This window comes from Pseudomonas sp. A-B-19 (assembly GCF_019947515.1).
Classification (GTDB): Bacteria; Pseudomonadota; Gammaproteobacteria; order Pseudomonadales; family Pseudomonadaceae; genus Aquipseudomonas.
Map to the genome: position 1 here is coordinate 18,388 of NZ_JAGYGN010000019.1, position 24,694 is coordinate 43,081.

General features: G+C 59.2%; 15 protein-coding genes. 6 read left to right on the forward strand and 9 right to left on the reverse strand.

Annotated elements, in window-relative coordinates:
- Positions 1-93 precede the first annotated feature (93 nt).
- Complete coding sequence (locus tag KGA81_RS20130; RefSeq protein ID WP_223547848.1) at positions 94-1,515, reverse strand: amino acid permease; 1,422 nt, start codon at positions 1,513-1,515, stop codon at positions 94-96.
- Between the two features lie 647 nt (positions 1,516-2,162).
- Between KGA81_RS20130 and KGA81_RS20135 the strand changes: the two genes are divergently transcribed.
- Both KGA81_RS20135 and KGA81_RS20140 read left to right on the forward strand, forming a co-directional pair.
- A complete protein-coding gene (locus tag KGA81_RS20135) occupies positions 2,163-5,273 on the forward strand; it encodes a transglycosylase domain-containing protein (protein ID WP_223547849.1) in 3,111 nt (1,036 codons plus the stop codon).
- A gap of 164 nt (positions 5,274-5,437) precedes the next feature.
- Entirely contained in the window at positions 5,438-10,360 is a 4,923-nt protein-coding gene (locus tag KGA81_RS20140) for an NEL-type E3 ubiquitin ligase domain-containing protein (RefSeq protein WP_223547850.1), read from the forward strand.
- Between the two features lie 72 nt (positions 10,361-10,432).
- On the opposite strand, the gene KGA81_RS20145 is transcribed toward KGA81_RS20140, so the two are convergent.
- The 6 genes from KGA81_RS20145 to KGA81_RS20170 all read right to left on the reverse strand — a co-directional run bounded on the left by KGA81_RS20145 (position 10,433) and on the right by KGA81_RS20170 (position 17,376).
- The gene (locus tag KGA81_RS20145; protein ID WP_223547851.1) at positions 10,433-11,650 is read right to left on the reverse strand and encodes a hypothetical protein; all 1,218 of its coding nucleotides are present in this window, start codon (positions 11,648-11,650) and stop codon (positions 10,433-10,435) included.
- A 35-nt stretch (positions 11,651-11,685) separates the two neighbouring features.
- Positions 11,686-12,177: a CS1 type fimbrial major subunit gene (locus KGA81_RS20150; protein WP_223547919.1), complete on the reverse strand. Its 492-nt coding sequence runs from the start codon at positions 12,175-12,177 to the stop codon at positions 11,686-11,688.
- A gap of 33 nt (positions 12,178-12,210) precedes the next feature.
- Positions 12,211-12,954, reverse strand: coding sequence for a molecular chaperone (locus KGA81_RS20155; RefSeq protein ID WP_223547852.1), 744 nt, complete (start codon positions 12,952-12,954; stop codon positions 12,211-12,213).
- A gap of 42 nt (positions 12,955-12,996) precedes the next feature.
- Positions 12,997-14,244, reverse strand: coding sequence for a hypothetical protein (locus KGA81_RS20160; RefSeq protein WP_223547853.1), 1,248 nt, complete (start codon positions 14,242-14,244; stop codon positions 12,997-12,999).
- A gap of 3 nt (positions 14,245-14,247) precedes the next feature.
- Positions 14,248-16,773 (reverse strand): CS1-pili formation C-terminal domain-containing protein, encoded by a 2,526-nt coding sequence (locus KGA81_RS20165; RefSeq protein ID WP_223547854.1) that lies wholly within the window; start codon positions 16,771-16,773, stop codon positions 14,248-14,250.
- Positions 16,774-16,881: 108 nt separating this feature from the next.
- Positions 16,882-17,376, reverse strand: coding sequence for a CS1 type fimbrial major subunit (locus KGA81_RS20170; RefSeq protein ID WP_223547855.1), 495 nt, complete (start codon positions 17,374-17,376; stop codon positions 16,882-16,884).
- Between the two features lie 510 nt (positions 17,377-17,886).
- Here KGA81_RS20170 and KGA81_RS20175 point away from each other — a divergent pair.
- Both KGA81_RS20175 and KGA81_RS20180 read left to right on the forward strand, forming a co-directional pair.
- Complete coding sequence (locus KGA81_RS20175) at positions 17,887-18,462, forward strand: PadR family transcriptional regulator (RefSeq protein ID WP_223547856.1); 576 nt, start codon at positions 17,887-17,889, stop codon at positions 18,460-18,462.
- Positions 18,459-19,241: a siderophore-interacting protein gene (locus tag KGA81_RS20180; RefSeq protein ID WP_223547857.1), complete on the forward strand. Its 783-nt coding sequence runs from the start codon at positions 18,459-18,461 to the stop codon at positions 19,239-19,241. Before KGA81_RS20175 ends, KGA81_RS20180 begins: the two co-directional genes overlap by 4 nt.
- Positions 19,242-19,427: 186 nt before the next feature.
- On the opposite strand, the gene KGA81_RS20185 is transcribed toward KGA81_RS20180, so the two are convergent.
- Together KGA81_RS20185 and KGA81_RS20190 are read right to left on the reverse strand one after the other, a co-directional pair.
- Positions 19,428-19,991: a Pr6Pr family membrane protein gene (locus KGA81_RS20185; RefSeq protein ID WP_223547920.1), complete on the reverse strand. Its 564-nt coding sequence runs from the start codon at positions 19,989-19,991 to the stop codon at positions 19,428-19,430.
- 80 nt (positions 19,992-20,071) lie between these two features.
- A complete protein-coding gene (locus KGA81_RS20190; protein ID WP_223547858.1) occupies positions 20,072-20,302 on the reverse strand; it encodes a VF530 family DNA-binding protein in 231 nt (76 codons plus the stop codon).
- A 305-nt stretch (positions 20,303-20,607) separates the two neighbouring features.
- On the opposite strand from KGA81_RS20190, the gene KGA81_RS20195 reads away from it, so the two are divergent.
- Both KGA81_RS20195 and KGA81_RS20200 read left to right on the forward strand, forming a co-directional pair.
- On the forward strand, positions 20,608-21,990 hold the full coding sequence (locus tag KGA81_RS20195) for a carbohydrate porin (protein ID WP_223547859.1): 1,383 nt from the start codon (positions 20,608-20,610) through the stop codon (positions 21,988-21,990).
- 203 nt (positions 21,991-22,193) lie between these two features.
- A complete protein-coding gene (locus tag KGA81_RS20200) occupies positions 22,194-24,605 on the forward strand; it encodes a glucose/quinate/shikimate family membrane-bound PQQ-dependent dehydrogenase (RefSeq protein WP_223547860.1) in 2,412 nt (803 codons plus the stop codon).
- The last annotated feature ends 89 nt before the right edge of the window (positions 24,606-24,694 follow it).

Here is a 24,694-nt window from a genome sequence, read left to right on the forward strand (position 1 = left end):
CGCGATGGTTTTTAACGAAGACGCGTGTTTACTGACGGAACGCGGCGTTCTTGAGTTCATCGCGAGCAAGCTTGCTCCTACAACGGTTACAACTTACGAAGCCGAACGCACGGCGCCTTGCGAAACATCCGTCGGTTGCAACTTGAACATGTAGAACAGCACCGTCAGCACCACCAGGAACGCAGGTCCCACATACAACGCCACGCGGGTGTCCGGGAAGTACGCCATCAGGCCGACCACCAACACCAGGAACGCCAGCGCCAGATAAGAGCTGACCGGGTACAGCCACATACGGTATTTCAGGCCGGCCGCTTCGCTTGCGCTCAGGCCTTTGCGGAATTTGAGCTGGGCCAACAGGATCATCACCCAGGTCCAGATCGCGCCGAAGGTGGCGATGGACGTCACCCAGACAAACACCTTTTCCGGCACCAGATAATTGAGCAACACGCCCAGCAGCAACGCGCCGATCGACAGCAGCAACGCACGCCGCGGCACACCGTTACTCGAGGTCTTGGCGAACCCGGCCGGGGCCTGGCCATTCTGCGCCAGGCTGTAGAGCATGCGCCCGGTACTGAAGATGCCACCGTTGCAGGACGACAACGCAGCGGTGATCACCACGAAGTTGATGATGCCCGCTGCGGTCTTGATGCCCAAACGCTCGAAGGTCATGACGAACGGACTGCCCTGGGTACCGATTTCGTTCCACGGGTAGATCGACAGGATCACGAACAACGCGCCGACGTAGAACAGCAGAATGCGCCAGAACACCGAGCCGATGGCATTGGGAATGGTTTTCTGCGGGTTCTTCGCTTCACCGGCGGTCAGACCGATCATTTCCACGCCCAGGTAGGCGAACATCACCATCTGCAGCGACATCAGCACGCCAGTTACACCGTTGGGCATGAAGCCGCCGTGGCTCCACAGGTTGGAGATGCCCAGGGCCACGCCGTCGTTGCCGAAACCGAAGGCGATAATGCCGATGCCGCCTAACACCATCGCAACAATGGTGACGATCTTGATCAGGGCGAACCAGAACTCGAATTCACCGAAGGCCTTGACCGCGATCAGGTTGATCGAGCCCATGCTGATCAACGCCGCAAGCGCCCAGATCCAGCGCGGCACGTCGGGGAACCAGATGCCCATGTACACCGCCACGGCAGTGATTTCCGCGACGCAGGTCACCAGCCACAGGAACCAGTAGTTCCAGCCGGTCAGGAAGCCCGCCAGCGGGCCGAGGTAGTCTTGGGCGTAACGGCTGAACGAGCCGGCGACCGGGTTGTGCACGGCCATCTCGCCGAGGGCGCGCATGATCACCAGGATCGCCAGGCCGCCGATGATGTAGGACAACATGATGGCGGGGCCGGCCATTTGGATGGCCTTGGCTGAACCGAGGAACAGGCCGACGCCGATACAGGCACCGAGTGCCATCAGGCGAATATGCCGCTCGCCGAGTTCACGTTTAAGCGGACCGCCCTGAGCGGTCTCGCCGTTGGGCTGGTGATTGCCTACGGGCATAAGGGGCACCTCATCTTGTTGTTGGATATGACCGCCGAGCGTTGAGGCTCCCGACCGATAAGCCAGTTGCTTCGCGTAACCGGACCTGCGTTGTAAGCAGAACCGTCCTGCAGGATAAAACCTGCAAGATCAGCGGGTCGGGCAGTATAAAAAGCCGACGACAGAGATATTCACTATATAAACCAATAAATTCAGTAATAAACCCCGGCAATAACCCAACTCTTGGAGAGGCATCACCTGGATATTGCAGGAATTTTCGCCATTTAAACGGCGCGGAGTATTGCACAACAATGGTGCATCGTCATGCCCCTGCCAAAGCCGCATTTACCCCTTAGACATGTCTAAAACAAGCATTCCAGCCGACTGCTTTTGTGGCGAGGGAGCTTGCTCCCGCTCGCCTGCGTAGCAGGCGCAATTCGGCTGATCCCATTTATCAGACGAAGCGCAATTACCGGTATTGGGGCCGCTACGCAGCCCAGCGGGAGCAAGCTCCCTCGCCACAGGCTAATCAGCGCTGGTCGCCCCCTTAACTGAATGGCACTAGGCCTTTATCCGACGTTTTACCCTTCACATTTTTTTCACCCTCGCCAACCACCGTCTAAGCTTGAGTCAAGTCCGATCAATCTGCGTAAATGGATCAGTCGACTATGGGCGCTTTGTGGCAAACCGATTCGAGTAAAACCGTGGTTCCGACTGAACAAGAGGATCAAGCGCCTATACCTGAAAAACCCCGTCGCTCCAGGCACGGATGGGGAGCGTTCTGGCTATTGCTGTTGATCATCGCGATTGTCGTGGGGCTGGCGGCTGCGAGGGAAATGCGTACCTCGAAATTCCAGGCCCGGGAAGTCAGTAAATACGCCGCGTCCCTGAACTATGAGCTCAAACCCGGCCCCAGCGATGCGATTCGCTATCCGGGCGACGGTCCGTTCGATCGGCGCCTTGGCTACAGCTCGCTGGATGAATTCCTGCCGCGCCTGATCAAGCGCAATTTCGTCGTTGAGGCGCAAACCCGCTTTTCTCCGGCGCTGTTGAAGTACAGCGACAAGGGCCTGTTCGTGCCTTATGCCGAGAAAATCCAGGCCGGGCTGTCGATCACCGATTGCCGCGCAGCGCCGCTGTACCAGTACAACTATCCGCAGCAGCTTTATTCATCCTTTTCCTCGATCCCGCCGGTAGTGGTCAACAGCCTGCTGTTCATCGAGAACCGTTTCCTGCTGGACCCCGGACAACCGCTGGCCAACCCGGCGGTGGACTGGCCACGGTTCGGCATGGCGGCGTGGTCACAGGTGGCCAAGCTGTTTCACGTACCCGGCCAATCCGCCGGCGGCAGTACCCTGGCCACGCAACTGGAAAAGTACCGGCACTCCCCCGATGGCTTGACGGTCAATGGCGCGGAAAAAATTCGCCAGATGATTTCCGCCACCGTACGCGCCTATCAGGCTGGGCCACAAACCCTGGAAGCCCGGCAGAACGTGGTTCGCGACTACCTCAACAGCGTGCCGCTGTCGGCCGTACCGGGCCACGGCGAAGTGCATGGCATGGCTGAGGGCTTGCGCGTGTGGTATGGCTCCGACTTCAACAAGGCCAACGAAGTCCTGACCAGCACAGCAACAGACCCAAAAACCATGGCGGAAAAAGGCCTGGCCCTGCGTGAAATGCTGTCGCTGATGATCGCCCAGCGCCGCCCGTCGCATTACCTGACCAAGGGTCACGATGAACTGGCCGACCTCACCGACAGCCATATTCGCCTGCTGGCGCAAAACCATGTAATCGACGCTCAGTTCGCCGCCGCCGCCCTGGCCAGCAAAGTGACCTACCGCGACTGGGCCACCCAACCGACCATTCAACCGATCGAAGCCAACAAGGGCATCAGTGTCGCGCGCAGCCGCCTGGCCGGCATGCTCAACCGACCGCTGTATGACCTCGACCGCCTTGACCTGTCCGCCACCAGCACCCTGCAAGGCGAGTTGCAAGCCGAGGCCACCGAGTACCTGAAAAAACTGGCCGACCCTGCGTTTGCCACGCAAATCGGTCTGATGGGCGAACGCCTTCTGACCCCCACCAGCACCACCCAGGTGCGCTACAGCTTCACCCTGTTCGAACTGACCCCGGACGGCTCTCGGGTGCGGGTGCAGACTGACAGTACCGACCAGCCATTCGACATCAACGAAGGCAGTAAACTGGAGCTGGGCTCCACCGCGAAAATGCGTGTGCTGACCACCTACCTGCAAATCATCGCCGAGCTGCACGACAAATACGCTGGCATGGCCGTCCCGGAACTGAAGAAAGTCGACGTGCCGGAGCAGGACCGCCTGAGCCGCTGGGCGGTCGACTACCTGATCGAAAACAAGGACCGCGACCTGCAAAAAATGCTCGGCGCCGCCCTGGACCGCAAATACTCCGCCAGCCCCGGCGAGGCGTTTTTCACCGGTGGTGGCCTGCATGTGTTCCACAACTTCCGCAAGGAGGACAACGACCGCATACCGACCCTGCGCGACGCCCTGCGCGAGTCGATCAACCTGCCGTTCATCCGCCTGATGCGTGACCTGGTGCGCTACACCACCTACTCCGGCCCGAACAGCAGTGCCGAACTGCTCAAGGACGACCGTGACCCGCGGCGTCAGGAATACCTGGCCGAATTCGCCGACCGTGAGGGTAGTTCCTTCCTGCTCAAGTTCTGGAAGAAGTACAAGAACAAGGACACCCAGGAACGGCTCGAGACCTTCCTCGACAGCATGCGCCCGACCCCGATCCGCATGGCCGCCGTGCACCGCTACCTGCTGCCACAAGCCAGTCAGGCAAGCTTCAACGCCTTCGTGCGCTCACACCTCACGGGTGCCAAGCTCACTGAGAAACTCACGGACGAGCGTCTCGCACGGCTCTACGAGGCCTACGCTCCCGGCTCTTACGACTTGCCGGACCAGGGCTTCATCGCCAAGGTTCACCCGCTGGACCTGTGGCTGATGGGCTACCTGCTCAATCACCCCGACGCCAAGTGGGGCGACATTGTCAAAGCCAGCCAGTTCGAGCGCCAGGAGGTTTACAGCTGGCTGTTCAAAAGCCGGCACAAGGGTGCCCGCGACAGTCGCATCCGCACCATGCTGGAGATCGAAGCATTCCTCGACATTCACCAGCGCTGGCAGAAAGTCGGCTACCCATTCGATCACCTGGTGCCCTCACTGGCCACCGCCATCGGCAGTTCCGGCGACCGTCCGGCTGCATTGGCGGAGCTGATCGGCACCATCCTCAACGACGGTGTACGCATGCCGACCCTGCGTATCGACAGCCTGCACTTCGCGGCCAACACGCCGTATGAAACCAAATTGATCAATGACCCGAACGTCGGCAAACGAGTGATGCCGTCCGAGGTCGCCACCGCCATGCGCGAAGCCCTTTCCCAGGTGGTGGATGCCGGTACGGCCAAACGCGTGTCCGGCAGTTTCAAACTGCCGGATGGCAGCCCACTGGCCATGGGCGGCAAGACCGGTACCGGTGACAACCGCATCCAGGCCATCGGTTCCGGCGGGCGGATTCTGAGTTCCAAATCGCTCAACCGCACGGCCACGTTCGTGTTCTACATAGGCGATACCCACTTCGGCACCCTGACCGCTTTCGTGCCGGGAAGCTCGGCGGAAAACTTCAAATTCACCTCGGCGCTGCCGGTGCAAGTACTCAAGGGCATGGCACCGATTCTCATACCGTACCTGCGACCCGGCAGCAAAACAGGTTGCAAGCCAACTGATGTCGCGCGGCGTTAACAGAACCATTACGTTGTGCCGCGGTAATTAATTATTTTCGGAATGGATAATTCCAATGCGTTGAGAGCAAAAACACTGTTCAAGCAACAATAATTCAGACTTTTACTTTGAGCCTTGGGCGTTAGGCTAATGACGCCCATCAACACTCAAGGTTTATTAACAACATGCCAGACTTACAAGGAAGTACGTCGACAACCGACCATAAAGGCCGGCACTACGAGTTGATCAAAAGCCGGATTCATCCGGTCTTTCAAAGCACTTCATTGCGAAATGTCCGGGAACTGGGCCGCGCCGAAAAAACGCCCGCGCCCTGGCTCAAGACAGCCTCTGCACTCGATCGATCGCGTTTACAAAAAGCCAGCCTCGAACTCTGGTCTTCCCGCAACAAGGTGGATCGGTTTCTCGACGACTTACAAAACGTTTATGAATTTGCCGAGCCCCTACTCACCGATGCGCTGAAGAAACTGGATATCGATGTCGACGTTAAGAAAACGTATTTGCATCTTTATCTGCCCAAAGAACTCCCTTGGTATGCCTTCATCAATACGTCCGGGGGGGTCTTCACCCATACTGTTTCGCTGATCGACGCCGCCCTGCACAACTTCGCGCCTGGCGAAACCTGCGAACCGGACTCGGATTACATCAGCCAGCCCGATCAGCGTGGTCAGTTCGATGTCTTGCCCATCAAACACAAACTCTCCATCGCAAGGTTCCAGACGTTATGCCGTGAGCTGGACATCGGCGCCCGCTACACCCGATACCTGGAAGAGCAGTTGTTGCAGGGTGATCGCCTTGCAAAGTACTGGCTCCAAAGCCGTATCGTTGAAAGCGAGAAAGCCGCGTTCAGAGCCGCCGTGGAACAGGCAACGATGACCGGCGATATCGACGCCGGTGCCCGCGACATGTTCATTGAAATGCTGGAGGGCCAGCGCAACACCACCTGGAAAGGCAAGCCGGTGCAATTTGCCGACCTGTCCATTCTCGACAGCCCCTTGACCGGCATCGTGCTGATCACTGCAGACCTGGAACAATCGCACGAGGTGATGCCAGTCATCGCTTATGTGCCGCAGGATCCGCAGCACCCGCTCAAGCAATACCCCTCGCCCGTCGCGTTCATGAATGAACTGACGCGCCAGCTGCGCGACGACGCGCTTATCGCTTCCACCGGGATGACGTACCGTCAGTTCTTCAGCCGGTTCATCGACCATTCGCAACGCGGGCATTTCTTCGGCGGGCTGCAACAACGTCTGTTCGAGGTCAAGTGGCATCGAAAGGAAGCCTCGGACCCACGCCCAAACTGGCGCGAAGTTCCGATCGACAACCCACGATTGAGTTTCGACATCGTGCCGATCACCGGCGAACTCTGGGTACATCTTTATCAAAACAAACTGAACAAGATTCTCAATGACGCGCGGGACATCGCCGTGTCGACCGCCGATACCGATCGCAAGGCCCGGTGGGCCTGGTGGGACAACTTCAAAAAAATAGTCATCGATATTTTCAATGCCGCCCTGTTGATTGCCACACCGTTCATTCCTGGGCTGGGCGAACTCATGCTGGCCTACACGGTGTATCAACTGACCAGTGATGTCATTGAAGGCGTTGTGGACCTGGCTGAAGGACTATGGGCACAAGCAGCGGATCACGTTGTGGGGGTCGTGACCGACGTGGTTCAGTTGGCTGCGTTTGCCGCCGGGGCGAGCATCGCCGACGCGTTCCGGCTCAAGGCTTCTGCATGGGTCGAGAGCCTGCAACCGGTGAGTTCGGCCACCGGTGAAACCCGCTTGTGGCACCCGGACATCGAGCCCTACGCCCATCCAGACCTGTCGCTGCCAACCGATTCCAGGCCCGACCGATTGGGTCTGCATCGCCATCAAGGCCGGGACATTCTTCCTTTGGAGGGTCGCCACTATGTGACTCGAAAAGATCCGCAAACCGCGCAGTATCGACTTCAACATCCCACCCGTCCCGAAGCCTATGCACCGAAACTGGACCATAACGGTCGTGGTGCCTGGCGCCACGAAGGTGAAAACCCGTTGACCTGGGAAGGCCCGAAGCTGATGCAACGGCTGGGGCACATGACCGATGGCTTGAGCTCACGGCAACTGGAAAACATCCGCTTGATCAGCGGCACCGAAGAAGACGCACTGCGGCGCATGCACGGCGAAAATGCCGAACCACCCCTATTGCTGGAAGACACGGTGAACCGCTTCAAGGCGATGGAAGACGTTGCCGCCACAACGACGCAAATTCGTTCGGGAAGCCCGATAGACCCGTCATCGCACTGGTTCGAGCAAATGATCACCGAACTGCCGGGCTGGCCGTCCGACCATGCCTTGAGGGTGTATGAACGCTCCGACCTGCTCGGTGCTTCCCGCCTGTACGGCAACGCCAATGCCCGGCCGGAACAGACGCTGGAGATCGGGCTGGCGGAGGTGATGGCAGGCAGGTTACCGGAGCGGGTCGTCAGGTTTCTCGATGAGCCACAGCTCGAAGCGCTGGTCGGACCGGGATTGTCCAGGCAGGCGAAGGTAAAGAGTTTGCGTGATCGCCTGGCCAACCGGGTCGAAGGGCGCAAGACCGACATCGCCGATTACGTCTATCGCTCTCGCCAACGCAGTACCGATCGACGCGTTCAAGTCTTGCAGCGGCAATACCCTGAACTGCCGACGATCATCGCCGAACGCCTGGTGGCCCATGCCCGGCAAGACGATCTGCGTATCGTTGTCGAACAGCGACGCCTGCCGCTGGACCTCAAAAGCCGTGCCCGTGAGTGTGCTTTTGAAACCCGCGCGACACGGGCCAGTGAAGGCTTCTACCAGAACGAACGAATGACAGCCGACACCGAGCGACTGGCGCTCAACGCGCTGCGATTCAACAGCGAGGCCTTGGGCGATCTGCGCGTGGAGATACGTGACAGCACCGCCGATGGTTCTTTGCGTTGCAGCGTCGGTCCTGACGATGCCACTCAAGTACGCCTGCTCTTACAGGTGGGAGACGGTCGTTATGAAGTTGTCGACGGTCAACATCGCCCGCTTTCCGAGGCTGTCGACTTTCACGAAGCGCTGCTGCGCGCCTTGCCGGAGCAGGCACGCCGGTCAATAGGTTATCGATTGGGCCAGGGACAAGCCTTCAAGCAATGGATAATGGCCAAAACCCTGGCACCGGCCGAACGCCGCACGCTCTTGCTGGAACCTTCCATCCGGCCAGTGGCGGAGCTGGAAACGAGCCTGCTGTTGCGCGGCCCTGCTTTCTCCAGACAGCCCGTCACCCTGGAGCAACGGGTGCAAAATCTGTATCCGCACCTGCGTGAACACGAAGTCGACAACTTCATTCGTTCCCTGCCTCCCGGTGCGGATCCTGTCCAGTTGCTAAGCAACTTGAAGCAAGAACTCACAGGGCTGGAAAACATTCTTGACGCATGGAAAATAAAAAACACGCCATTCGAGCCCGACAATACGCTCCTTGCGCCCAGGGAAATCACTTTCATCACTGATCGCCTGATGGATTGCTTCCAGCGAAAAACCCTGGTGTTCGGTGAGCGCAGCACTCGCTTTGACCAAGGTTATGCGCTGGACTTGTCCAATGAGTTCCGCGGCTTCAACCTGGAGCCCTGGTGGAAAAAGCTGCCAGACATCCGCCCGTACCTTGAACAGATCAGCACCTTGAACCTGGATGAGATGACATTTTCGCCAGGCACCGAGGGATTATTGAAAAGCTTTACCCAGCTACGTCATTTCAGTGCACGTCGCTGTCAGCTGACCCGTTTTCCAGACAAGGTGGCCAGCATGCACCTGCTCGAAACCCTGCGTCTGAGCGGTAACCATATTGCGCTGGATACAGAGACCGTCGAGCGATTGAGGAATCTGACTCGCCTGCAAACCCTGCGCCTCGACAACAACCCGCTGGGCCAGCCGCCCGATGTCGAGCGCATGCCACGCCTGAAAGTGCTCAACCTTTCAAAAACCGGGATCGATAAATGGCCAGACGGCTTGCTGAACAAACAGCGTCCAAAGGGGTTTTTTCTTGATCTGCGGGATAATCCGATCAAGACCGTACCTACTGTTGTCAACGGGTCAAGGCAAGCATTGGTGGTAGCACGCGCACGGCTGGACATCGACTCCTTGCACGAGACCCAACGCCAGATCCTGTTCCAGTACCGCGACTCAGTGGGCTTGCCGCGCCAGAACACCTACGCCCCCATGGCCGGCAATGCGCGTGCTAAATGGCCGGTCGATGATGACTCATCGCTCTGGGGTGCGAACTCGCCTGGCCTGGGGACTTACAGAGCGCAGGCCTGGGACAACCTGATGAACGAGCCGAACAGCGAGGGCTTCTTCAGGATCATCGATAGCCTGACCCAATCGGCCGACTTCAGAGCCGGTGGTGCTAGCCGCAAAGCCCTGTCCCGTCGTGTCTGGGAACTGATCGATGCGGTGGATCTGGATACGCCACTGCGCGAAAAACTGTTTCAGACCGCCGAGCAACCCACCAGCTGCGCGGATGCCAGCTCCGAAGTTTTCAACAACATGGGCGTGCAGGCGCTTGCGTCCCAGGCGTATGCCTATTCGACCAATGCCGCCGAACTGGAAGCCCGGCTGGTGAAATTGAGCAAGGGCGCAGCGCGCTTGCAACGGGTCAATGACATTGCCCGGGCCGATGCACTTTCTCGCCCGAGCAGGGCCGAAGAAGTGGAAATTTACCTGGCGTATCAGACGCGTCTGGCATCGCGCCTTCGGTTGCCCTGGCAATCGGAGGGCATGCTTTATCAAGATATGGCCGCCGTGAGCGACGACGCCATCGAACAGGCCTATGCCACCGTGCTGGCGTTGGAGGAAGGGAATGGCTTGCTTGACGCCATGCTCGAACAGCCGTTCTGGGACCAGTACCTGCGCGAGATCCATGACTGGAAGTTCCGGTCGAATGATCGGGCCTTCGATGAGAAGTTGCGACTTATCGAACAACGCAGGGAAGCCGGCGAAATCAACGAGCAGACTTACTCGGAAAGCGTCAACACGCTGGCCGATGAGAAACTGCAATTGGGACGAAACTTGACCCGGGTGCTGTTGGATAAATACGTGCTGTAAACGGTTGACCGGTTCCTGAAGCCAGACGTTTGCCTGGGCTTCAGGAGCCTTGCTGTGGTTTTTACCGGAGCGTCACACCTCCGAGTCCCAGATAACGGTGATGTCGCCGCTGAACGTGTCATTGTTTCCGGGCTGCACCACAACATCGATGGAACCCTTATAGACCTCGAAACGCAATTTCCCCGCTTTTCGATCCGCATAAAACCTGGGCTGAAAGGGTCCATACCAAACGCCGTTTTGCAGCCAGAGGTCCCTGACCGGTCCGTTGTTGTCCTCGATTCCGTCGGGCAGACTGAGTCTTGTATCCACAAGGGCGAATTTACTCCTTCCCCACAAAGTGCAACTGCTCCCGCCCGGCCCACACTGCAACATGACTCTGAAGCGCGACGACGCCGAGATGTAAAACAGCTGGTCGCGGTAGATGCGGGTCGGCTTGCGGCCACTTTCGATCCAGGATTGCCAGCCGCCCTCCGGCTCCAGCGTCACCTTGTTCCCACCCGGTGGCAGGTCGACCTTGAGGGTGTGCTGAACATCCAGCACGAAATCCAGGCTCAGCAAACTGTCCTCCGGCGCCATCATCGGCCCCATGTCGAAATCACCACCCGGCCCGACGGAATACACCATCGATCCGGTGTAAAGCCCGGATGACATACCCAAGGGATTGGGCGTACGCAACTCATAGGCAAAATCGACGCTCTCGAACGCCATGCTCGGGATGGTGTAGGCGGGCAACTTGGTACAGGCCGCTTGCACTGGCGTCTTCCAGAAAAAACGATAGGACGAAGGGGCGTAACTTCCTACACCGCTGTACAGACAAGGTGGGGCTGCGTAAACCCAACCGCTGTCGGTCCAGAGCTTTTGGTGGCCTTCGAGGATGTCGGTCACCCCCACCAGATTGGCGGCTGTATCGCTCAGTAAATAATTTGAACCCATGCCAGTGATGCGTATTTCGACGGTTTCCGTTTCCTGGGTATCGCGATTGGTGACGGTCAGCTGTCGCCAATTGGCGGGCGCTTTCACCCCCACACCACCGCTGCCGGGCACAATGGGGCGAGTGGAATTGAAACGAATCGGCACCTGAATGCTGAACGTTTGGTTGGCCGCACATTCGGCAGGATAGATCGCGCAATAACCGCTATTGGGCGTCTTGTTGATAAACACGTTCCTGTTCGGTTGCGCTGGATCGGGCCTGAACAACGCGCGGATCTCTTGATTCGCCGCCTCTGCCGAAGGCACGCACAGCGTCATCAGCAACGCCAGTTTGCCGGTCAATTTTTTCAAACAGTCCATTCGTGTCATCCCCGATAGATTCGATGCTGGGTGCTTCATTCTCCCGGCGCCCTGGCGTTGAACAGCAACAGGACATTGCCGGCATAATCACCCGAGCGGTATCCGCCGACCGGTTTTATGGGGTCGATCTCCAGCGCCGCTCGCTTGCCCGCCGCGGCTTCTTCCCGAGACACGACCTGACGCATGACAGTACTCAGTTCAACGCCGTTGAATCTGACCCGCAGAGCGATGTCATCGTTCGGCCTGCCATTCGACAGGTAGGGCGCGCTTTCCAGGCGCGCTTCAATTGCGCTGGTGTCATGGAGCACATCGAAATTCCTGCGCAGACCGCTCAGGTTCGATGTTGGGTCCCAGACAAGCCGTTGCGGTTTGTAAATCCAGTCAGGTTCCGAAGGCATGATGTAGAACGCCCGACTCGGAACCGTCAGCGATACTTCGAATGTATGCACTTCGCGAGCCGCCCAACTCATGGCGCTCATCAGTCCAGTGATTGCCATCAGTGCGATGACGGCGCATTGCTTGCTCATATTCATTACCTACCCCGCCCATGGAAGCAGCCGTTAGCGGCTCACTACCTTCAAGTCCTGTTTACGTTCACCTTCAATCAACTTGAAACGGTATTCACGGCCCTTTTCCTTGTCGAAGCCGAATGACTTGCCCGCCAGCACATGGTGTTTGAGGGTGGCTCCACAATCGCTCTCCTTGCTCAATGAACAGCTTTTGAACTCATCGACGATGAGCACCGAATTGCCGTTGTTGCGCAGTTCGTAACGGCTGTCGGTTTCAGTGATGGCGGTCTCGAAACGGACGTCCTTGGGGCGCACGAAGAAGATCGTGCCGAACCCGGTCATGACGTTGACGCCGGCGCTCAGGGTCTTTTTGTAGTCCTCGCGCTCTTCGCCGCTGACCACGAAGTCGTCCTCCTTCTCCGGCACCACCGGCACAAAACGCACGCGAAAATAACGTTCGCGGTCACGTTCGCCCATGTACAGCAGGCGAGTGCCCTGCATCCCCTGCGCCGGTACGATCAACCGCGCGGGGCTGGCCATCAGGCCATTGCGCGACGCCTTGTCAGCGGAGTTCTCGATCGGGATTTCCCGGGATGTGCCGTCAGCGTCATAGACGATCTCCAGTACGTTGACCTTGACGAATGCGGTGCTGTCACCGCTGTTGAAGACCCGCTTGAGGTAAGTGCTTTTGTCGCCATCCAGATAGTCATAAACAGTGCCGACGTTGATTTGCGGCCCGGCGTTCGCCGCCACGCAAAACACACTGAGCATCAACAGCAAAAACAGACGTGTCATGTTTTCAATCCCAAAAAATTAAAAAATGGAGGGGCCGGACACTCACACTTCCGAATCCCAGATGACGGTGATATTGCCCTTGAGTGTGCCGCTGAAGCCGGGACGTATCAGAAAGTCCACCGCGTCCCGCGGCATCTCGAAACGCAGCGAACCGGGCTTGCGGTCCAGATAATGACCAGGCTGAAACGGGCCGATCCAAACGTTGTTCAGCAGCGGGACTTCCTTGACCGGGCCATCGCCGGGGCCGGTGATGCCCGCAGGCAGGCTGAGCTTCGTCTCCACCTGTGTGCTGTTGCCGTTCTCACCGCGCAAATGACATCGAGTACCGCCCAGCGAATCGCACTGCATCATCACGTTGAAGCGCGAGGACGCCGAAATGTAGAAGCGTTGATCGCGATAAATCCGCGTTGGCTTGCGACCGCTTTCGATCCAGCGGTTCCAGCCGCCTTCGGGCTCCAGCACCACCTTGTTTCCACCCGGTGGCAGGTCGACCTTCAAGGTGTGCTCTACATCCAGGTTGAAACTGAGCGTCAATACCGAGTCGTCCGGCTGCATGATGTCCCCCATGTCGAAATCCATTCCGGGGCCGACGGTGTAGGTCAGGTCGCCGTAGTATTGGCCTGAAGACATTTTCAGCGGGTCGGGTGCGCGCAGTTCGTAGCCGATCTGCACCCGCTCATAGGTAAAGCCGGGGATACGGTAATTGGCCCGAGCGGCGCACACGCTCGTTCCGGACGTCAGCCAGAAAAATGTTCTGGAGTTTGGCAATACATACATGCCGCCGGTACCTCTGCACGGGGCCGGAGGTGCCCAGGTCCAATTGCCCAAAAGGCGTGAGTGCCAACCAGACCAGTCCGTGGGCTCGCCTTCGCCCACCAGGTTTTCCGCCGTATCGGAAAGTATGTAACGGCCACCGATCGAGACGATCCGCACTTCGACCTCGGCCTCTTCCTGCGTGTCGGCATGCCGTACGCTCAGCCTTCGCCAGTCCCCCGGGACCCGAAACATCGGGCCACTGCGCTGATCGTTCCCGGCCTCGATCGCACCGACAGACTGGAAGCCGATCGGCGTCAGCAGAGAAAACAGCCCGTTCTCCTTGCAGAATGCCGGTTGACTCGCGCAATGCCCGGTGACGGGCGTCATGTTGATAAATTCGTTGTGCATCGGGTTGGCCGGATCGGGGCGGAACACCGCGCGGATATCCATGGTTGCCCCCGATGCCGGTTCACCTGCCAGGCTCAACAGCAGCACCACCGCCAACCCCCCCAGTGAGCGTATTGACCTTTTCATCGCTCAACCCGCCTTCTGCTCGGTGAAGGTGATATCGGCCAGGGTGTCCGGCGTACACCGCAGGTCACCGATCATCAGCACGTTGTTTTCACTGCGATGGCGGTCGGCCTCGAGACGGAACTGGCACAGCAACTGGTTGCCCTGACGCACTTCCAGCGTCGGCGAACCGGCGTTCATTTCCATCGAGAAGAAACCATCGACCTCTGTCACGCCACGACTGGCGTGATTGATCACGTGGAGCCCCTTGAGCGGCTGCCCTTGCGAATCGACCAGCCGGCCCAGCACGGTCAGGGTTTTCATCACCCGCACCTTGCGGTACTCGACCCCACCCTTGTTCAGGTGATAACGGGTGCGGGCAGGTTCGATGGTGGCCGCCGGCACATGGTTGCCTTCGAAATCGAAACTCACCGAGCTGTTCTGGTACGCGGTGATCGGGATGAAGTTGCGTCCCGGCTTCAGCGCCGCGCTGCCGCCGCTGTAATCGTCGGCGCGCAGGGCAATGTCGTCGATGTCCGACTCCACATCGACAATCAGCCCGGCACCGCGCATCTCATGCTGGCTGGTCAACAGCATCTGCTGGCCGCCGAGGACCAGGGTACTGTCCAGGTTGAGGCCGCCGGTAAAATTGCCGTTGAAGGACGAACGCTGAACGAAACCATCACCATTGATCGCGTCGGTACGAAAGTTGGCGAGGCTGGAAACACCGACGCCGTAGGTATCGGTGAGCGCCGTCACCGAGACGTTTTGCAGCACATGGTCTTTCAGGTCTTTGCGCCAGCCAAGGGAGGCGTTGTTGTCGCGACCGCCGTCCCGGGCCGTGCGCGAACCGATACTGCCGCTGATCTGCTGTCCAGGTGCGCCGAGTGCCAGGTTGACGCTCAAGTCGACGCCGCGATTGCGGTCGTTACCGCTGCTGAAACTGCCTGGCCGATCGAACAACGACAGCCGCCAGTTGCCATCGCTGCCAAACAGGTTGGTGCGCTGGTTCCAGCCCAGATCGAGGCCGACGCCTTCGACATTGCCCTCGCTGTGGGACACCCGGGCATTGATCGTGCTTTTGCTGCTGAGTCGATGGTTGAGTGCCAGCGAGGAGTTGCTGGTCTCACCGACGAACACATTGCGTTGGCGCACCCGGGTGCCATCCGGCAGGGTTTCGTAAAGGTTGGTGGTGTCCAGCCAACTGCGGTTGTGGCTGAGCACCACGCTGCCGGCGCCATAGTTATAAAGACTTTGCAGGTCCAGACCGGTGCCGTGGTCCTGCGTCTGATAGGCGTTGGCGTACAGGCTGATGTGATTGGCCAGGGTCCAGTCGACGGAAGTGCCGTATTGCAGTTTTTCGCGAACCTGCCGCGCCGACAGCCCCAGAATGACCCGTGGATGCGCCAGATAATTGACCGAGGCCCCGGCCGTGGTGCTGCCGCTGGACTGTTGATTCCAGTTGCTCCACAGTTTGCTTTCTTCCCCGGCGAACAGGTTGTAGCGCCAGCGCTCGTCGAGGTTGCGCCAGTTGTTGGGTTTGTACACCAACTCTTGAGTGCTCGAGGTGATCTGGCCGTCCTCGATCAGGCGCACTTCGACTTCATAGATCCCCCCCGGCAACGGCCGAGTGTCGAGGGTCTGCAAACCGGCGGGCACCGACTGGGTATTGATCAACAGACCGTCGCGGTAGATTTCCACCGAGCCCTGGCGGTTGGCCGTGACGTAGATCGGATAGACGCTGGGCATCGGACTGTTGATGGCGAGGCTGTCGGAGCTGCCATACATGACGCCGACAGCGGTGTCGGGACTGGTGCCGAACGTGCGCGGCTGGCGAGTCAGTCCTTCGGAATTGGGGGTGAAATAGCCCAGGCGAAAGAAACTGCCTTGCAATTCGCGCTGGGTGTAAAGCTCATGGATTGCGTGATAAAGCTTGTCATCCGGACCGCCAAGGCGGGCCAGCTGTGTGTTGAATGTCTGGCTCCAGTTGCCCAGGCTGGCGCTGGCTTCAAGACCGAAGCGTCCGCCCAGATCCTGTTGCTGGCCACCGTTGAGATTGAGCTGGTTGCGCACCATCAGACCGCTGCTGCCGCCATCGGGCTGCTCGTAATAACGCTTGGCCTCGACGTCGCGCTCGGCATTTTCGGTGAGGATCGAGACGAGGGAGTTTTCCAGGTTGTAATGCACGGCCAGCACCTGATCCGGACACGAACCGGTGCATGTGCCCAGCAGCACGCCTGGCTTGAGATAACTGGCCCACTTTTCCCGCTCGGCGGGGCCGAAGCGGTTTTCGCTGGTGTCGGTAAACTCAAGCAACGTGATGCGATCATCGCGGGACAACACCACCATGGCCTCCCCCAGCGGTTGCTGATCGAGCTCCACCCGAACAGCCAGAGGCACATCAAAAAAATGCTCCTCGAAATCGGCCGGCAGACCTTTGGCCTGGGCCAACAGACTTCGTGGTGTCGTACCGGCGGAAGAAACGGGAGCCGCCGCGGCACTGGCACAAAACAACAGCGCAAGCGCAGCCGCGATGGATGTCATCGGGAACATGAACTCTTACTCTGGTTACGAACGGGTTGGAGTCCGGCGGACAAGCTTTTAGGTTGTCCGCCGGTTAACGCCACTTGAGCAGTTAGCGTTTGTTGCCTTGAAGCTCGATCAACGCGTGGCGATCGGAGCAACGGCGTCGAAGGTCATTGCGACCACACCGGTATAGTCACCCGGCTGGAAGGTGGTGCCCTTGGCGGTGATTTTCAGCGGCGCGCGGTAGTTCGCGTCGGACTCGGATTCCCCTACGACCATTTGTGGAGTGAGCGTCAGCTCCTTGTTATTGAACTCGACTTTCAAATCGATCGAATCAGCACCGGAGATCAATTTAGGTGCACTTTCCAGACTGGCGTGAACCGAGCCATTATTGTTGCGCACATCGAAGAAACCGTTGACTTCTCCCATCTTGCCAGTGCTTGGCTGGTAGCTCATGTCCTGATCCTTGTTGACCAGATCAGGGTCGGTTGGCACTACATAGAAGCCATTGGTTGGCACGTGAGCGATGAGATTGATCGAGTGAGCAGCCTCGCCCGCAGCGAAAGCCATGGAGGATTGGAGAGCCAGAACAGCCAGTGGGGCAGCGATTGCAAATTTCTTGAGCATCATTCAGTACCTGTTTTCTTTTAAGGGTTCGGTTCATTGAAAGTTCAGACAGCTCATAGCCGTAAAGTCCGGTGGCTGTACGCTTTCAACGCCGGGGCATGATCGACTTATCGCTCTGGAAAGTAAGCAGGCAACTTCCTATGAGCTCGTAGTTCAACGACCTCATGACCGGAAAGACAAAACCGCAAAAAATCAAAATATCAAACAGTGACTGTAAGTTACGCCCTACATACAGTTTTATTGAAAAAACCAGACAGCAGTTCTAACCAATTAACATGGGGACTTTGACGATTTTAAAATATAAGCTCTAAAAATTTTAGAGTAATAACTTTAAGATTCATGAATAGCCGGGTGTTCGTAGAAAAAGAGGCAGGCGGCAGGTTTTTTCGATGGATTCCACACATCCCACTACGCCACCGCTCGTCGGCATGAGGTGACCTCACACGGAAAACGCCTTGATTCAGACTTAAGATATATCTTAAGTTGTATCTAAACACGACGAGAGAAGACGAAATGAGAGACCATCATTCCCCCCATCGCGAACACGGTGACGGCCGCGACGGCTTCGAGAAGCGCCCCGGCCGCGAACGCGGTGGCCGCGGCCCACGGGTATTTGCCCCCGGCGATCTGAAACTGCTGCTGCTGGCGCTGATCGCCGAACAGCCCTGCCACGGCTATGACCTGATCCGCCAGATTGAAGGCATGTTCGACGGCGCCTACAGCCCAAGCCCTGGCGTGATTTACCCGACCCTGACCTTTCTGGAAGAAAGCGAAATGATTCAGGGCGACGCCGAAGGTGGAAAAAAACGTTACAGCGTGACCGACGCCGGACGCCTGTCTTTAAGTGAACAAGCGATTGCCCTGGACGGCGTGCGCATGCGCATCGAAGTCAGCAAGCGCTCGCTGCGAGGCCACGACCGTCCCGCCGAAATTCACGAAGCGGTGCACAACCTGCGCCACGCCCTGCAAATGCACCATGGCCGCTGGAGCCCGGAAGAAATCCTGCGGGTACGCGACTTGCTCAACAACACCGCCAAAGCCATCGTCGACGGCCCTGCCGTTGAAGCGGTTCAGGAGAACGCCGAATGACTGAAGTGATCACCACCATTACCCGTGTCATGCACGACATCAAACGCCGTCGCCTGGAAGTGTTGCGCGTGGTCGACCTGACCCCGCGCATGCGCCGGATTACCCTGGGCGGCCCTGAATTGGCAGGTTTCGTCAGCCTGGGTACGGACGACCACGTCAAACTGCTGTTCCCGCAAAACGCCGAGCAAGCTGCGGCCCTGGAAACCCTGGTGCCGGGCGCCGGCAAGGACAACGGTCCGCAGCCTGAAATGCGCGACTACACACCGCGTCGCTACGACCTGAACACCCTGGAGCTGGACATCGACTTCGTGCTGCACGGCGATGGTCCTGCCTCGACCTGGGCCGAGCAGGCCAAACCCGGGCAGTTCCTGCACATCGCCGGGCCGCGGGGTTCGATGATCGTGCCGGACATCTTCGACAGTTACCTGCTGATCGGCGACGAAACCGCCCTGCCCGCCATCGCCCGCCGCCTGGAAGGCCTGGCGGCCAACCGTCGTGCGCTGGTGATCGTGGAAGTGGAAAACGGCAAGGAGCAGCAAGTGCTGCACAGTGCGGCCCAGGTCAATGTGATCTGGGTGCTGCGCGAAGGTGGCAAGGACAATCTGCTGGCCACCGCGCGCCAGATCCAGGTGCCAACCGGCAGCCTGTACGCGTGGGTGGCGACCGAGAGCAAAGTGTCGCGACGGATTCGTCGGGTGTTGCTCGATGAGCATGGGCTGGACGAGCAATTCGTCAAGGCGGTTGGGTACTGGAAATTGGCTGACAGCGGCGAGGAGTGATATCCACTCAATCGCAGGCTGAAAATTTTGTGGCGAGGGAGCTTGCTCCCGCTCGGCTGCGAAGCAGCCGCAAATCTACTCATACAGTGTTTCAGATAAAACCTGGATGCAGGATTTAGCACTGCTGCGCAGTGCAACGGGAGCAAGCTCCCTCGCCACAAAAGGCGCTCAAAACACCCATGGCGCTCACCTTCGAGCCCGCCACCGATCCAGCCCGAGCACCAGCAACGCAATCACCACAAACCCCGCCAACAACCCGCCGGCATTGATGAACACCTGTGGATAACCCAGCTTCTCGACATCAATGAACGGATACGGATAAACCGCCAGCAAATGCCCGCGCAGCAGCACATAGCCAAAATAAACCAGTGGATAGATCACCCACAGCGCGATGTGCCACACGCGCAAAGTGCCCTTGGGCGTATAACGCCACCAATACCCCAGGAACAGCAACGGCATGATGTCGTGCAACAGTTCGTCAGCCAGCCATTGCCAGCCCTCGGGATGCCACAAGTGGCGCAGCAGCAGGTTGTAGGCCAGGCTCACAACGGCGATGCTCACGGCAATCGCACTGCTGACCCAAGGCTGCAGGAACCAGCGGCGCGCGGTGGACTCGCGGGATGTCCATTCACAGGTCAGTACGGTTGCCACCAGGGTGTTGCTCAGCACGGTGAAATAGCTGAAAAAACTCATCAGCCCACCGATCAGGCTGGCGCCCAGCGTCCAGCGTGAATGGAGAATCAGGTACATCTGGATGCTCAATCCCGCCCAGCCGAGCGTGGCAGCCACGGCCACAAAACGGCGGCGAAACCCGGACGGATTGACCCTGTTCACAGCGGTCGTTTGGTGCGCATCAACTTCACATACAGGCGTTCGACCTTTTCTCGCGCCCATGGAGTTTTACGCAGGAACGTCAGGCTCGACTTGATGCTCGGGTCGCTCTTGAAGCAGCGGATATCGACGCGCTCGGCCAGCCCCGCCCACTCGTAATGTTCAACCAGCGCGTTGAGGATCTGTTCCAGCGTTACGCCGTGCAGCGGGTCAGGGTTGTGTTCGGTCATGCCGGGCCTTCGAGCAGAGTGGGAATTGGAAGCCGCGCACCTTACGTTAAATGTAGGTGAAACGGAAAAGATCACAGCCTGCGGCAGCTCCTGCATTGCAATCCGTATCCTGTAGGAGCTGCCGCAGGCTGCGATCTTTTGTCACTGTTACCGAATCCGAAAGGATGCATGTCAGCAAAAGCCCTTTCTCTATTTGTAACAGAACATTATCCTTGCGCCCGCTGCCTGCTGAAACGCTTCTGCTTTTGCTTCACGCCTGCTGCATTCCGTTTATCCCCCAGAAAAAGATCAAGAATTCCGTCTCTATGCCTGACTTTAAAATTTTTCGAGACAGCGCTGTCTTTGCAACTGCTGCCCATCGAAACATCTTGCCCCTGATCGGTGGTTTCACCGCGTTGGGCCTTGCCTCCTGCATTCAGGCGGCGCCGGCCTTCGATAGCGATTCACCGTGGATGCTCGGTGACTGGAACGGCACTCGCACTGAACTCGCGGAAAAAGGCTACGACTTCAAAGTCGATTACACCGGTGAAATGGGCAGCAATCTGCACGGTGGCTACAACCACGACCGCACGGCCCGCTACAGCGACCAGTTCGCCCTGGGTACCCACCTGGACTTGCAGAAAATCCTCGGCTGGGACGACGCCGAGTTCCAGTTGACCATCACCGAACGCAGCGGCAACAACATCAGCAACGACCGCATCAACGACCCGCGTGTCGGCGGCTTCACCTCGGCCCAGGAAGTCTGGGGCCGAGGCCAGACCTGGCGCCTGACGCAGATGTGGTATCAGCAGAAATTCCTCGATGAAAAACTCGACATCAAGGTCGGCCGTTTCGGTGAGGGCGAAGACTTCAACAGCTTCCCCTGCGACTTCCAGAACCTGGCGTTCTGCGGATCCCAGGTCGGCAACTGGGCGGGCGACATCTGGTACAACTGGCCGGTCAGCCAGTGGGCGATGCGGGTCAAGTATCACCTGACACCGGAGCTGTACGCGCAGATCGGCGCGTATGAACAGAACTCATCGAACCTGGATCGCAACAACGGCTTCAAGCTCAGCGGCAGCGGCACCCAGGGCGCAGTCCTGCCGGTGGAACTGGTGTGGACGCCGAAGCTCAATGGCCTGCCGGGTGAATACCGCGCCGGTTACTACTACAGCAGCGCCAACGCCACCGATGTCTATAAGGACAGCAATGGCCAGCCTGCTGCCCTGACTGGCGAAGCCTACCGCAGCGCCTCGAGCAAACACGGCATGTGGCTGGGCCTTCAGCAGCAAGTCACCAGCCTGGCCAGCGATCACTCCCGCGGTCTGAGCCTGTTCGCCAATGGCACGATGCACGACAAGAAGACCAACGCGATCGACAACTACGTCCAGGCCGGCCTCGTCTACAAAGGCCCGTTCGACGCGCGCGCCCGGGACGACATCGGTTTCGCCATGGCCCGCGTCCACGTCAACCCGGCCTTTCGCAAGAATGCCGAGGCGACCAACCAGGCCAATGCGGTCTTCGACTTCGACAATCCGACCTTCCTGCCGCCCCAGGACACCGAGTACAGCGCCGAACTCTACTACGGCGTGCATGTGACCCACTGGCTGACCGTGCGCCCGAACCTGCAATACATCCGCCACCCCGGTGGCGTGAACGAGGTCGATGACGCGCTGATCGGCGGGATCAAGGTCCAGTCTTCGTTCTGACCGACACCACAAAACCTTTGTAGGAGCTGGCTTGCCAGCGAAGCGATATATCAGTCAGTACAGATTTCGCCTGACACACCGCCTTCGCTGGCAAGCCAGCGCCTACAGAGGCTGCACGCTTTTATCTGAACCCTGCCCGCGCAAGATCGTCATCTACAGTGAACTGGCGCGGCACTACTTGAAACGTCACGGAGAATCACACTATGAGCACTGATGGTGCCTTGAGTCGAAGCCGTCTATTGCCGACCCTGCTCGGCATTCTGCTTCTACTGATGGGCCTGGCCATGCTGGCCGGGGGGATCAAGCTGAGCATGCTCGGCGGCTCGCTGTATTACCTGCTGGCCGGTATCGGCCTCGCGCTGAGCGGCGTGTTGCTGATCGCCGCCCGACGTGCGGCGCTGGGCTTGTACGCGCTGGTACTGTTCGCCAGTACCTTGTGGGCGCTGTGGGAAGTCGGCCTGGACTGGTGGCAACTGGTGCCGCGCCTGGCGCTGTGGTTCGCCCTCGGTGTGGTGATGCTGCTGCCGTGGTTGCGCCGCCCACTGTTGATCAACGGCCCTGCCCCCATGGGCACTGGCGCCCTGAGCGTGGCCGTGGTCCTGGCCGGTGCCACCGCCGTGGCCAGCCAGTTCACCCATCCGGGCGAGACCTTGGGCGAACTGGGTCGTGACTCGGCTGACATGACCAGCACTGCGCCACAAATGCCCGAAGGCGACTGGCAGGCCTATGGCCGCAGCGAATTCGGTGACCGCTACTCGCCGCTCAAGCAGATCACCCCGGCCAACGTCGGCAAGCTGCAAGAAGCCTGGCGTATCCAGACCGGCGATCTGCCAACCGCCGGTGACCCGGTGGAACTGACCAACGAAAACACCCCGCTCAAGGCCAACGGCATGCTCTATGCCTGCACCGCCCATAGCAAGGTGCTGGCACTGGACCCGGACACCGGCAAGGAACTGTGGCGTTTCGACCCGCAGATCAAGAGCCCGTCGGGCTTCAAGGGCTTCGCCCACATGACCTGCCGTGGCGTGTCGTACTACGACGAAGCAGCCTATGCCAAGTCTGAAAACGCTGCCTCCGCGGTCATCTCCGCGGCCGGCAAAGCCGTTGCCCAGGCTTGCCCGCGTCGTCTGTACCTGCCGACCGCCGATGCACGCCTGATCGCACTCAACGCCGACACCGGCAAAGTCTGCGAAGGTTTCGGTAAAAACGGTGTGGTTGACCTGACTCAAGGCATCGGACCGTTCACCCCCGGCGGCTACTACGCCACCTCGCCGGCAGCGATCACTCGTGACCTGGTGATCATGGGCGGCCACGTCACCGACAACGAGTCGACCAACGAGCCATCCGGCGTAATCCGTGCCTTTGACGTACACGACGGTCATCTGGTGTGGAACTGGGACAGCAACAATCCCGACGCGACCGAACCGCTGCCAGAGGGCGAACACTACAGCCGCAACTCGGCCAATATGTGGTCGCTGGCCAGCGTCGACGAAAAACTCGGCATGGTCTACCTGCCACTGGGCAACCAGACTCCTGACCAGTGGGGCGCAGACCGCACCCCGGGCGCCGAGAAGTTCAGTGCCGGCCTGGTCGCGCTGGACCTGGCCACCGGCAAGGTGCGCTGGAACTACCAGTTCACTCACCACGACTTGTGGGACATGGACGTCGGCAGCCAGCCAACCCTGCTGGACATGAAAACCGCCGACGGCATCAAGCCGGCTGTGATCCAGCCGACCAAGCAAGGCAGCCTGTACGTACTCGACCGTCGTGACGGCACGCCGATCATCCCGATCAAGGAAATCCCGGCTCCGCAAGGCGCCGTGAAAGGCGACCACACCGCACCGACCCAGGCCCGTTCGGACCTGAACCTGCTGGCCCCGGAACTGACCGAAAAGGCCATGTGGGGCGCCAGCCCGTTTGACCAGATGCTGTGCCGCATCCAGTTCAAGGAACTGCGTTACGAAGGCCAGTACACCCCACCGTCGGAACAGGGCAGCCTGATCTATCCGGGTAACGTCGGCGTCTTCAACTGGGGCGGAGTTTCGGTCGACCCGGTTCGCCAGATGCTGTTCACCAGCCCGAACTACATGGCCTTCGTCTCGAAAATGGTGCCTCGCGCCGAAGTCGCGGCCGGCAGCAAGCGCGAGAGCGAAACAGCGGGCGTGCAACCGAACACGGGCGCACCTTACGCGGTGATCATGCACCCGTTCATGTCGCCGTTCGGCGTACCGTGCCAGGCTCCGGCCTGGGGCTACGTGGCCGGCATCGACCTGACCACAGGCAAAGTCGTGTGGAAACGCAAGAACGGCACCAGCCGCGACAGCTCGCCATTGCCTATCGGGCTGCCACTCGGCGTGCCAAGCATGGGCGGCTCGATAGTCACCGCCGGCGGCGTCGGCTTCCTCAGCGGCACGCTGGATCAATACCTGCGCGCCTATGACGTCAACACCGGCAACGAGCTTTGGAAAGCGCGCCTGCCGGCTGGCGGTCAGGCTACGCCGATGACCTACAGCGGCAAGGACGGCAAGCAGTACGTGCTGCTGGTCGTCGGTGGCCACGGCTCTCTGGGCACCAAAATGGGTGACTATGTGATTGCGTACAAACTGTCCGAGTAAGTTTTAGCGGCAGTCAAAACAAAGGCGACGCCCGTGAGGACGTCGCCTTTTTTGTGGCCGCAGATTTCAAATCCCCCCGGACCACTGTG